This is a genomic window from Kitasatospora sp. NPDC005751 (assembly GCF_040630835.1).
Classification (GTDB): Bacteria; Actinomycetota; Actinomycetes; order Streptomycetales; family Streptomycetaceae; genus Kitasatospora.
The window spans coordinates 56376-68565 of sequence record NZ_JBEXYC010000028.1 but is presented as its reverse complement, the minus strand read 5'-3'; the positions used below and the strand labels follow the sequence as shown (position 1 = coordinate 68565).

Below are 12190 nucleotides of genomic sequence, written 5' to 3'. Positions count from 1 at the left end.
GGGCGGACCGCGTCCTTTGGCACTCTGAACAGAGGAGTGCCAGAACCGTACCTGCCAGTGTAAGGCCCGGGTCCGACGGCAGGAACGGCACCGCCGGGGTGATCCTGCCCGCATCGCGCGGCGCGCGGGTGATGCCGCGGGACCGGCCGGGTGGCAGCATCGATAGCGAACGGCGAACGGAGGACCAGCGATGTCGACCTCGGGCCAGCCCACCCGCTTCGCCCCGGACCGCGGCCTGACCGGCCGGATGGTCGGGACCATGTTCGTGATCGGGCTCCTGTACGTGGGTTTCACCGGCCTGCTGATCGCGCTGCTGCGCGGCGCCTGGCCACTGATCGTGCTGATCTCCGGCGGGCTGTTCGTGGCCCAGTTCTGGTTCAGCGACAAGATCACCGAACGGGCGATGGGCGCCCACCGGGTGACCCCGGAGCAGTACCCCCAGCTGCACGGCACCGTCGACCGGCTCTGCGCCCTCGCCGACATGCCCAAACCCCGGGTGGCGGTCGCCGACAACGACATGCCGAACGCCTTCGCGACCGGCCGCAACCCGCAGAACGCGGTGGTCTGCGTCACCACCGGGCTGCTGCGGCGGCTGGAACCGGAGGAACTGGAGGGCGTCCTGGCGCACGAGCTGTCGCACGTCGCCCACCGGGACGTCGCGGTGATGACCATCGCCGGCTTCCTCGGCGTACTGGCCGGGGCGATGACCCGGATCGCGATGTACGGCGGCTTCATGGGCGGCGGCCGCAACAGCAACGACTCCAACGCCGCGATCGCCGCGCTGGTCATCCCGCTGGTGTCGGTGGTGGTGTACGCGATCAGCTTCCTGCTGACCCGGCTGCTCTCCCGCTACCGGGAGCTGGCCGCCGACCGGGCCGCCGCCCAGCTCACCGGCCGGCCCAGCGCACTGGCCTCGGCGCTCACCAAGGTGACCGGCCAGATCGCCGCGATCCCGACCAAGGACCTGCGCCAGGCCCAGCCGTACAACGCCTTCTACTTCGCCCCCGCGCTGAGCGCCCGGGAGGCCGCCTCGCAGCTGTTCTCCACCCACCCCTCGCTGGAGAAGCGGCTGGAGCAGCTGGCGAAGATCTCCACCCAGCTCGGCCGCTGAGCCGACGACACGCCCCGGAGGGGACCGCCGTGGGAATCCTGGACGCACTGTTCGGCCGCACCAAGCCCGTCCGGCCCGACCTCGACCAGCTGTTCGGCGTGCCCTCGGCCGCGCTGACCCTGGAGGCGGCGGCCGGCTTCCGGCCGACCGGCGTCGGGTCGGTCTGCTTCTCCTCGGTCGAGGGCGGCGCCTTCGTCGAGGTCGAGCGGCAGGTCCGGGCCCTGCTGGACGCCGACACCGAGCGCGGCGGCGTCCCGGTGGAGGCCTCCAAGGACGCCTACGGCTACTCCTGGCTGCTCGCCCGGCACACCCCCGAGGAGCTGCCGGAGCTGGTCAACGACCTGCACGCGGTCAACAGCGAGCTGGAGGGGAACGGCTTCGGCCCGCAGCTGCTCTGCTCGCTGGTGGCCTTCCGCGGCGCCGAGGGGCAGCCGCTGGCGCTGGTCTACCTGTACAAGCGCGGCACCTTCTACCCGTTCGCGCCGGTGCCGGGCGGCGGGGAGAAGCGCGACAGCCCGCTGGAACTGCAGGTCAACGCCATGCTGGGGAACGACCTGCGGCTGGAGAAGGACCTCACCCGCTGGTTCCCGGTCTGGGGCGCGCCGGGCCTGTGACGCCCCGTCGGGCCTGCCTATAGTCACCTGCATGCGCAGCCGCCAGTACGGACCCGACCTCACCCCGCCGTGGAAGCGGCAGCAGCCCGCCCCCGAGGTGCCCGCCGACCGGGACCTCGTGGTCGAGGAGGCCGCGACCGGCTTCTGCGGCGCGGTGGTGCGCTGCGAGAAGACCGCCGAGGGGTTCACCGTCACCCTGGAGGACCGGTTCGGCAAGCGGCGGGTGTTCCCGCTGGTGCCGCGCGGCTTCCTGCTGGAGGGCCGGACCGTCACCCTGGTCCGCCCCGCCGCCGCGGCGCCGGCTCCCCCGCGCGCGCCGGGCCGGACGGCCTCCGGCTCGGTCGCCGTCCCCGGAGCGCGGGCCCGGGTGGCCCGGGAGTCGCGGATCTACGTCGAGGGGCGGCACGACGCCGAACTGGTCGAGCGGGTCTGGGGGGACGACCTGCGGATCGAGGGCGTCGTCGTCGAGTACCTGGAGGGCATCGACGACCTGCCCGCGATCGTCGCCGACTTCGCCCCCGGCCCCGGCCGCCGGCTCGGCGTCCTGGTCGACCACCTGCTCCCCGGCACCAAGGAGCACCGGATCGCCGCCCGGGTCACCGGCGACGCCGTGCTGGTCGTCGGCCACCCGTACATCGACGTCTGGCAGGCCGTGAAGCCCTCCTCCGTCGGCATCCCCGGCTGGCCGGACGTCCCCTACGGCGAGGACTGGAAGGGGGGCGTCTGCCGCCGCCTCGGCTGGCCGGCCGACACCCCCGCCGCGTGGAAGCGGATCCTCGCCTCGGTCGACTCCTTCAAGGACCTGGAGCCCGCCCTCCTGGCGAAGGTCGAGGAACTGATCGACTTCGTCACCCTGGAGGACTGACCGGTCAGCCGTGGGCCCGCGACCGCGAGCCGGCGGCTGACACCGCGGCGACGACCCTCAGTCCACCAGGTCGCGGACCACGGCGTCGGCCAGGAGGCGGCCCTGGAGGGTCAGGGTGGCCCGGCCGCGCTCATGGGTGGTGCGGTCGAGCAGGCCGTCGGCGAGGTGCCGGTCGGCGGCCGCGCGGCCGGTCGCCGTGAGCAGGTCCAGCGGGATGCCCTCGGCGAGGCGCAGTTCGAGCAGGATGCGCTCGACCCGGCGGTCCTCGTCGGTGAGCCGCTCGCGGCCCTGGGCCGGGGTGCGGCGCTCGGCGAGGGCGCGGGCGTAGCCGGCCGGGTGCTTGGCGTTCCACCAGCGGACGCCGCCGACGTGGCTGTGCGCGCCGGGGCCGGCGCCCCACCAGTCGCCGCCGGTCCAGTAGAGCTCGTTGTGGCGGCAGCGGCCCTGCGGGGTGGTGGCCCAGTTGGAGACCTCGTACCAGGAGTAGCCGGCGGCGGCGAGCGCCTGCTCGGCGATCAGGTAGCGGTCGGCGTGCACGTCGTCGTCGATCATCGGCAGCTCGCCGCGCTTGACCCGGGCGGCCAGCTTGGTGCCGTCCTCGACGATCAGCGAGTAGGCCGAGACGTGGTCCGGCCCGGCGCCGATCGCGGCGTCCAGGGAGGCCCGCCAGTCGTCGTCGGACTCGCCGGGGGTGCCGTAGATGAGGTCCAGGTTGACGTGCTCGAAGCCGGCCGCGCGGGCCTCGGCCACGCAGGCCTCCGGGCGGCCCGGGGTGTGGTGGCGGTCGAGCAGCCGCAGGACGTGCGGCCGGGCGCTCTGCATGCCGAAGGAGACCCGGTTGTAGCCGCCCTCGCGCAGTTCGGCGAGGTAGGCCGGGTCGACCGACTCGGGGTTGGCCTCGGTGGTCACCTCGGCGTCGTCGGCGAGCCCGAACTCCGCCCGGATCGCCGCCAGCATCTTCACCAGGTCCCGGGCGGGCAGCAGGGTGGGCGTGCCGCCGCCGAGGAAGACGGTCCGCACGGGCAGGTCGGTGTCGCCGAGGACCTCGCGGGCCAGTCGGATCTCGGCGACCACGTTGTCGGCGTAGGTCTCCTGGGAGGCGACGGCGCCGGAGGAGCGCAGCTCGGTGGCGGTGTAGGTGTTGAAGTCGCAGTAGCCGCAGCGGCTCGCGCAGTACGGCACGTGCAGGTAGAAGCCGAACGGCCGCGACCCGAGCCCGGCGAGGGCGTGCGCGGGCAGGGAACCGTCGGACGGCACGGGTTCGCCGTCGGGGAGTGCGGAGGGCATGACCCCATTGTCCCGTACGGCCCCGGTGATCATCGAGGCCGTGCGGGACGACGGACGGATCAGGCCTCGTTCGCGCCCGCGTACATCTCGGTGACGGCGTCCGCGTACGTCCGCTCGACCACCGGGCGCTTGATCTTCAGGCTCGGCGTGAGCTCGCCGTGCTCGATGTCCAGGTCGCGCGGGAGGAGGGTGAACTTCTTGATCGTCTGCCAGCGCTGGAGGTCGCCGTTGAGGCGCTGCACGAAGCCGTCGACCAGCTGGTGCACCTTCGGGTCGCCGACCACCTCGGCGTAGGACTTGCCGGCCAGGCCGTGCTCGGCCGCCCACGGCATGATCACCGACTCGTCCAGGCCGATCAGCGCGGTGCAGTAGTTGCGGCCGTTGCCGATCACCAGGATGTTGCTGACGAACGGGCAGACCGCCTTGAACTTGCCCTCCACCTCGCTCGGCGCGACGTACTTGCCGCCGGAGGTCTTGAACATGTCCTTCTTGCGGTCGGTGATCCGCAGGAAGCCGTCCTGGCCGATCTCGCCGATGTCCTCGGTGTGGAACCAGCCGTCCGGCTCCAGCACCTCGGCGGTCTTCTCCGGCAGGTTGTGGTAGCCGCGCATGACGCCGGGGCCGCGCAGCAGGATCTCGCCGTCCTCGGCGATCCGGACCTCGCTGCCGGGCAGCACGGTGCCGATGGTGCCGACCCGGAGGTCCTCGGCGGGGTTGACGCAGATCCCGGCCGAGCTCTCGGTCAGGCCGTAGCCCTCCAGGACGGGCACGCCGACGCCGGCGAAGAAGTAGCCGATCTCGGGTGCCAGCGCGGCACTGCCGGAGACCGAGCCGCGCATCCGCCCGCCGAACGCGGCCCGGATCTTGGCGTACACCAGCTTGTCGGCCAGCGCGTGCCGCACCCGCAGCCCCAGCGGGGCGCTGTCGTGCCCGGTGGCGATCCGGTTGGCCTGGGTGACCCGGGCGTAGTCGCGGGCGGTCTTCGCCGCCCACATGAAGATCTTGTACTTGGCGCCGCCCTCGGCCCGGGCCTTGCCGGCGATGCCGTTGTAGACCTTCTCGAAGATGCGCGGCGCCGAGGCCATCATGGTCGGGCGGATCACCGGCAGGTTGTGGATGATCCGGTCCACCCGGCCGTCCAGCGCCATCACGTGACCGGTGGCGATCTGGCCGCAGATCAGGCTCTTGCCGAACACGTGCGACAGCGGCAGCCACATGAACTGCACGTCGTCCGCGCGCAGCAGCCCGCTCTCCTCCTGCGCCCGCCCCTGGTACGCCCAGCAGTCGTGGACCAGCCGCACGCCCTTGGGGCGGCCGGTGGTGCCGGAGGTGTAGATCAGGGTGGCCAGCTGCTCCTTGTCGAGCGCGTCGACGGCCTGCCGCACGGCGTCCGGGTGCTGCTCCAGGTACTCGGCGCCGAGCTGCTCCAGCTCGGCCAGGGTGAGCACGTTCAGCCCGGGCGCCCCGGCGACCGGGCCGGTGCCGTCGAAGAGGACGGCGGTGCGCAGCTCGGGCAGCTGGCCGAGCTCGCCGACGACCTTGGCGAGCTGCTTCTCGTTCTCGACGAAGATCGCCCTGGAGCCCGAGTCGGAGAGGATGTAGGCCGTCTCGTCGGCGTTGGTGCTCGGGTAGACGGCCGTGGTGGCCGCCCCCGCGCACATGTTGCCGAGGTCGGCGATGACCCACTCCAGCCGGGTGGAGGACATCAGCGCGACCCGGTCCTCCGGGCTGATGCCCAGCGACAGCAGGCCGGCGGCCACCGCGTACACCCGGGTGGCGGTCTGCGCCCAGGTCAGCGAACGCCACTGCTCGGCGCCGGGGGCGCCGTCCGCCGCGTGCTCGTCCACCGGGACGGGGAAGCGGTAGGCCTCACCCGCCGGCGTGGCGGCGACCCGCTCCAGGAACAGGTGGGCGACGGAGGCGGGCCGCCCGGCGACGATGTCGGCACGGCCGGAGTCGATCAGGGACTGCGCGGAACTCAACGAGGACCTCCGGGGGCGGGTGGCCGTCTGAGGGATGTCGCGGCGCCCGTGGGGGCGGTCGCCGGGCCCCCGGGCAATCGATCCGATACCGGTGAGTAACAAGGGGGCAATCAGCAGCCTAGGGGGAAACCGGTCATTCCGTAAGAGGGTGAGGACAGCTGGCACACTGTCGAGCCGCCGGTGCACGGCGCAACCGGGCCCGCCGGTGCGTTCAGCAAAGGACTGGACAAACCTCGGGGCGCGGGGCCGGAATCAACTGTGCGAGTCCACAGAAGCATGAGAATTGGGATGCGAACCCCACTGCCGAAGACAAGAGTGTGCCAGTGCTGATCAGACTGCTGAGGGCGTACCTGCGCCCGTACTCCCGACCGATCTCCCTGCTGGTGCTCCTCCAGCTGGTGTCCACGCTCGCCCTGCTCTACCTGCCGACGCTGAACGCCGACATCATCGACCAGGGCGTGGTCAAGGGCGACACCGGTTACATCCTGCGCATCGGCGGTGTGATGATCGCCGTCACCGTCGCCCAGGCGCTCTGCTCGATCGGTGCCGTCTTCTACGGCGCGCGCACCGCCATGGCGTTCGGCCGGGACGTCCGGGCCGCCGTCTTCGACCGGGTGCAGACCTTCTCCGCCCGCGAGGTCGGCTCCTTCGGCGCCCCCTCCCTGATCACCCGGACGACCAACGACGTCCAGCAGGTCCAGATGCTGGCCCTGATGACCTTCACCCTGATGGTCGCCGCGCCGATCATGTGCGTCGGCGGCATCGTCATGGCCCTCAACCAGGACGTGCCGCTCTCCGCGCTGCTGCTGGCCGTCGTCCCCCTGCTGGGCGTCGTGGTCGCCCTGCTCGTCCGCGCGCTGCGCCCGAAGTTCCGCAGCATGCAGAAGAAGATCGACACGGTGAACCGGGTCCTGCGCGAGCAGATCACCGGCATCCGGGTCATCCGCGCCTTCGTCAAGGACGACCACGAGCAGGCCCGGTTCGCCGGCGCCAACCGGGACCTGACCGGGGTCGCCCTCCAGGTCGGCCAGCTGATGTCGTTCATGTTCCCGGCCGTGATGCTGGTGGTGAACGCCTCCAGCGTCGCCGTGCTCTGGTTCGGCGCCATGCGCATCGACAGCGGCGGCATGGAGATCGGCGGACTGACCGCCTTCCTCTCCTACCTGATGCAGATCCTGATGAGCGTCATGATGGCCACCTTCATGTTCATGATGGTGCCGCGCGCCGAGGTCTGCGCCGAGCGCATCCAGGAGGTCCTGGACACCAGCTCCAGCGTCGTCCCGCCGGCCACCCCCGTCACCGAACTCCTGGCCCGGGGCAAGCTCGAACTGCGCGCCGTCGAGTTCCGCTACCCCGGCGCCGAGGCCTCCGTCCTGCGCGGCGTCGACATCACCGCCCGCCCCGGCGAGACCACCGCCGTCATCGGCTCCACCGGCAGCGGCAAGTCCACCCTGCTCGGCCTCGTCCCCCGGCTCTTCGACGCCACCGCCGGACAGGTCCTGCTGGACGGCGTGGACGTCCGCGAACTCGCCCCCGAGACGATCGCCGAGACCGTCGGCCTCGTCCCGCAGAAGCCCTACCTGTTCACCGGCACCGTCGCCAGCAACCTGCGCTACGGCCGGCCCGACGCCACCGACGAGGAGCTCTGGCACGCCCTGGAGGTCGCCCAGGCCAAGGAGTTCGTCGAGCGCTTCCCCGAGGGCCTCGACGCGCCCATCGCCCAGGGCGGCAGCAACGTCTCCGGCGGCCAGCGCCAGCGCCTGGCGATCGCCCGCGCGCTCGTCCGCAAACCCGGCGTCTACCTGTTCGACGACTCGTTCTCGGCGCTCGACTACGCCACCGACGCCAGGCTGCGCAGGGCCCTCTCCCGGGAGACCGCCGACGCCACCGTGCTGATCGTCGCCCAGCGCGTCTCCACCATCCGCGACGCCGACCGGATCGTCGTCCTGGACGAGGGCGCGGTCGTCGGCAGCGGCACCCACGGCGAACTGATGGCCGACAACCCGACGTACCGGGAGATCGTGCTCTCCCAGCTCACCGAGCAGGAGGCGGCGTGACCACCCCGCAGAAGAAGGCGCCCATGACGAAGGGCCCCGGCTCCGGCGAGGTGCCCAGCGACTCGCAGGCCGCCGCCGCCCGCCGCGGCCCGGCCGGCCCCGGCCGGTTCATGGGCGGCCAGGGCTCCGAGAAGTCGATGGACTTCAAGGGCTCGGGCAAGCGGCTGCTCGCCCTGCTCCGCCCCGAACGCGCCCTGCTCAGCGGCGTGCTGGCCCTCGGCGTGCTCAGCATCGGCTGCGCCGTGACCGGGCCCAAGGTGCTCGGCAGGGCCACCGACCTGATCTTCGCCGGCGTGGTCGGCCAGCAGTTCCCGGCCGGCATCTCCAAGGCGCAGGCCGTCGCGGACGTGCGGGCGCACGACGGCGGCGCCGCCGACCTGCTCTCCGCGGTCGACTTCACCCCCGGCCAGCACATGGACTTCGGCGCGATCGGCACCGTGCTGCTCTGGGTGCTGGCGATCTACGTCGCCTCCGCCGCCTTCGGCATCGTCCAGGGCCGGCTCGCCACCAAGGCGATCCAGCGGGCCAGCTACCGGCTGCGCCAGGACGTCGAGTCCAAGCTCGCCCGGCTGCCGCTCAGCTACTTCGACAAGCAGCCCCGCGGCGAGGTGCTCAGCCGGGTCACCAACGACATCGACAACATCGGCCAGTCCATGCAGCAGACCATGGGCCAGGTGGTGAACTCACTGCTCACCGTGGTCGGTGTGCTCGCCATGATGTTCTGGATCTCCCCGCTGCTCGCCCTGATCGCCCTGATCTCCGTCCCGCTGTCGGTCGTGGTGGCGACCAGGGTCGGCAAGCGGGCGCAGCCGCAGTTCGTCCAGCAGTGGAAGTCCACCGGGCAGCTGAACGCGCACATCGAGGAGATGTACACCGGCCACGCCCTGGTGAAGGTCTTCGGCCGGCAGAAGGAGTCCGCCGAGACCTTCCGGGAGCACAACGAGGCGCTGTACACGGCCAGCTTCCGGGCCCAGTTCATCTCCGGCATCATCCAGCCCGCGATGATGCTGATCGGCAACCTGCAGTACGTGCTGGTGGCCGTCGTCGGCGGCCTGCGGGTCGCCAGCGGCGCGCTGTCGATCGGCGACGTGCAGGCGTTCATCCAGTACTCGCGGCAGTTCAGCCAGCCGCTCACCCAGGTCGCCAGCATGGCCAACCTGGTGCAGTCCGGCGTCGCCTCCGCCGAGCGCGTCTTCGAGCTGCTGGACGCGCCCGAGCAGACCCCTGAGCCGGCCATGCCGGAACGCCCCGACGCGATCCGCGGCCGGGTCGCCTTCCAGGACGTCTCCTTCCGCTACGACCCCGACAAGCCGCTCATCGACGACCTCTCGCTGAAGGTCGAACCGGGCCAGACCGTCGCCATCGTCGGCCCGACCGGCGCCGGCAAGACCACCCTGGTCAACCTGCTGATGCGGTTCTACGAGGTCAGCGGCGGGCGGATCACCCTGGACGGGGTCGACATCGCGGCGATGTCCCGCGAGGACCTCCGCTCCGGCATCGGCATGGTCCTCCAGGACACCTGGCTGTTCGGCGGCACCATCGCCGAGAACATCGCCTACGGCGCCCAGGGCGCCACCCACGAGCAGGTCGTCGAGGCGGCCAGGGCCGCCCACGTGGACCGCTTCGTCCGGACCCTGCCGAACGGCTACGACACCGTCATCGACGACGAGGGCACCGGCGTCAGCACCGGCGAGAAGCAGCTGATCACCATCGCCCGGGCGTTCCTGGCGCAGCCGTCGATCCTGGTCCTGGACGAGGCGACCAGCTCGGTCGACACCCGGACCGAGGTGCTGATCCAGCGCGCCATGGCCCGGCTGCGCACCGGCCGCACCAGCTTCGTGATCGCCCACCGGCTCTCCACCATCCGGGACGCCGACGTGATCCTGGTGATGGAGAGCGGCTCGATCGTCGAACAGGGCACGCACGACGAGCTGATCGCCGCCGAGGGCGCGTACGCCCGCCTGTACCAGGCGCAGTTCGCCGAGGCCGTCGCCGAGGTGGACTGACCGGCGGGACGCACCGGAGGGGGAGGTCGGGGTCACCCGGCCTCCCCCTCCGGCGTTCCGCCCACGGGGAGGCCGGGGGGCAGCGTGGCCCCGTCCGACGGGCGCCCCCTCGAACGCTCCGGCCGCCGCCCCGGGCCGCTACGGTGGGCCTGTGAGTGACGACCGGTCGGCCGCTGCCGCCGCACAACCCGACGCCTTCGAGGCCCACCGGCGCTACCTGGGCTCGGTCGCCTACCGGCTGCTCGGCTCGTTCAGCGACGCCGAGGACGTGCTGCAGGAGGCCTGGCTGCGCTGGCGCGGCACCGACCGGTCCGCCGTCGCCGACCCGCGCGCCTTCCTGACCACCGTCGTCACCCGGCTCTGCTACGACCAGCTGGGCTCCGCCCGGGCCCGCCGGGAGGCCTACTTCGGCGAATGGCTGCCCGAACCGGCCGTCTCCTACCAGGACTCCCCCGCCTCCCCGGCCGAGCTCGCCGAACTCGGCGAGTCCGTCTCGCTCGCGGTGCTCGCCGTCCTGGAGCAGCTCACCCCGGCCGAACGCGCCGCCTTCGTGCTGCACGACGTGTTCGCGGTCGGCTTCGACGAGATCGCCGCCTCCCTCGACCGCTCCCCCGACGCCGCCCGCCAGCTCGCCTCCCGGGCCCGGCGCCGGGTCAAGGACGGCGGGCGCCGTGCCACCGCCGACCCGGCCGAGCACCGGCAGGCCGTGGCCGCCTTCGCGGCGGCCAGTACCCACGGCGACATCGAGGGCCTGCTGGCCGTGCTCGACCCGGACGTGGTCTGGCACTCCGACGGCGGCGGCGTCGTCAGCGCCGGCGCCCGCCCGGTCCTCGGCGCGGACAAGGTCTCCCGCCTGGTGGCCGGCCTGGTCGCGAAGTGGTTCCTGCCGGGCATGAGCCTGGTGCCCGCCCTGGTCAACGACGAGCCTGGGCTGCTCGTCCAGGACGCGGACGGCCGGCCCGGCGGCGTGCTGGCGTTCACCGTCGCCGACGGCCGGATCACCGAGGCCTTCGTGGTGGTCAACCCCGAGAAGCTGACCCGGGTGGCCGACGCCGCCGGCACGCCGACGGACCTGTGACCCGGCTCACCGTCACACCCTGACCGGCCGCGTCGTCCCCTTCCCGAACGGACACCGAGAACGTGTCGACAGAACGCTCCGCGGGGGCGTTTCGGAGGAGGCGGACGACATGACCGAGAAGCAGATCGTCGTACTGGGGGCCGGCTACGCGGGGCTGACCGCGGCGACCCGGGCGGGCCGGCACCACCGGGTGACCCTGATCGCCCCGGAAACCCGCTTCCTGCACCGCGTCCGCCAGCACGAGACCGCCGCCGGCCTCCCCGAGCACCGGCCCGCCCTGGCCGAGGTGGTCCGCGGCCGCGGCGTGCGGCACGTCCCGGCCCGGGCCACCGGCCTGGACCTCGCCGCCCGCAAGGTCTTCCTGGACACCGGTGAGGCCCTCCCCTACGACACCCTGGTCTACGCCCTCGGCAGCCGCACCGCCTGGCACGCCGTCCCCGGCGCCGCCGAGCACGCCTACTCCGCCGAGCGGGCCGCCGAACTGGGCGAGCGGCTGCGCACCGCCGGGCGGCCCGGCACCGTCGCCGTGGTCGGCGGCGGCGCCACCGGCATCGAACTGGCCACCGAGATCGCCGAGGCCCACCCCGCCTGGCGGGTGCGGATCGTCGCCGCCGGACAGGTCGGCGGCTGGTTCTCGGCCCGTGGCCGGGCCCACGTCCGCACCGTCATGGCCCGGCTCGGGATCGAGGTGCACGAGCGGCACACCGTCACCGGGGTCGACGCCGGGGGCCTCGACACCACCGGTGGCCGGATCGATGCCGACCTGGTCGCGTGGGCCGCCGCCATGGAGCCGCACCCGCTGGCGGCCGAGGCGGGCCTGACCGTCGACCCGGCCGGCCGGGCGGTGGTGGACGGCCACCTGCGCTCCGTCTCGCACCCGGAGGTCCACGTCATCGGCGACGCCGCCGCGGTGACCGTCCCCGGCACCGGCACCCTGCGGATGGGCTGCGCCACCGCCCAGCCGATGGGCCGCTACCTCGGCAAGCTGCTCACCGGGCGCACCGACAAACCCTTCGCGTTCCGCTACGCCGTGCAGTGCCTGAGCCTCGGCCGCCGGGACGGCCTGGTCCAGCTGATCCACGGCGACGACTCGATGCGGCCCTCGGTGCTGACCGGCCGGGCCGGGCGGCTGACCAAGGCCGCCATCGTCAACGGCGTGGTCTGGGCGCTGCGTTGAGAGCCTGAGCCGG

The 12190-nt window shown here is 72.7% G+C and carries 9 protein-coding genes; 7 read left to right on the top strand and 2 right to left on the bottom strand.

What is annotated here, in order from left to right; genetic code table 11:
- Nucleotides 1-190 precede the first annotated feature (190 nt).
- From htpX to ABZ497_RS23630, 3 genes are read left to right on the top strand one after another with little or no spacing between them, the layout of a single operon-like run.
- Nucleotides 191-1111, top strand: a complete 921-nt coding sequence (gene htpX / locus ABZ497_RS23640) for a zinc metalloprotease HtpX (RefSeq protein WP_352289092.1) — start codon at nt 191-193, stop codon at nt 1109-1111.
- Between the two features lie 29 nt (nt 1112-1140).
- Nucleotides 1141-1725, top strand: a complete 585-nt coding sequence (locus ABZ497_RS23635; protein ID WP_329487590.1) for a hypothetical protein — start codon at nt 1141-1143, stop codon at nt 1723-1725.
- Nucleotides 1726-1756: 31 nt separating this feature from the next.
- Nucleotides 1757-2590 carry a DUF3097 domain-containing protein gene (locus ABZ497_RS23630; protein ID WP_329487591.1) on the top strand — a complete coding sequence of 278 codons (834 nt, stop codon included), beginning with the start codon at nt 1757-1759 and terminating at the stop codon, nt 2588-2590.
- Between the two features lie 57 nt (nt 2591-2647).
- Here ABZ497_RS23630 and hemW read toward each other — a convergent pair whose 3' ends face one another.
- A complete protein-coding gene (hemW, locus tag ABZ497_RS23625) occupies nt 2648-3877 on the bottom strand; it encodes a radical SAM family heme chaperone HemW (protein WP_329487592.1) in 1230 nt (409 codons plus the stop codon).
- A gap of 59 nt (nt 3878-3936) precedes the next feature.
- Nucleotides 3937-5859 (bottom strand): long-chain fatty acid--CoA ligase, encoded by a 1923-nt coding sequence (locus ABZ497_RS23620; protein WP_359808050.1) that lies wholly within the window; start codon nt 5857-5859, stop codon nt 3937-3939.
- 323 nt (nt 5860-6182) lie between these two features.
- On the opposite strand from ABZ497_RS23620, the gene ABZ497_RS23615 reads away from it, so the two are divergent.
- From ABZ497_RS23615 to ABZ497_RS23600, 4 genes are all read left to right on the top strand, one after another.
- Nucleotides 6183-7916, top strand: a complete 1734-nt coding sequence (locus tag ABZ497_RS23615) for an ABC transporter ATP-binding protein (RefSeq protein WP_329487594.1) — start codon at nt 6183-6185, stop codon at nt 7914-7916.
- A gap of 23 nt (nt 7917-7939) precedes the next feature.
- Entirely contained in the window at nt 7940-9922 is a 1983-nt protein-coding gene (locus tag ABZ497_RS23610; protein WP_329492095.1) for an ABC transporter ATP-binding protein, read from the top strand.
- Nucleotides 9923-10073: 151 nt separating this feature from the next.
- Nucleotides 10074-11000, top strand: coding sequence for an RNA polymerase sigma factor SigJ (gene sigJ / locus ABZ497_RS23605; RefSeq protein WP_359808048.1), 927 nt, complete (start codon nt 10074-10076; stop codon nt 10998-11000).
- Between the two features lie 109 nt (nt 11001-11109).
- Complete coding sequence (locus tag ABZ497_RS23600; RefSeq protein ID WP_359808046.1) at nt 11110-12177, top strand: FAD-dependent oxidoreductase; 1068 nt, start codon at nt 11110-11112, stop codon at nt 12175-12177.
- Nucleotides 12178-12190 lie beyond the last annotated feature (13 nt).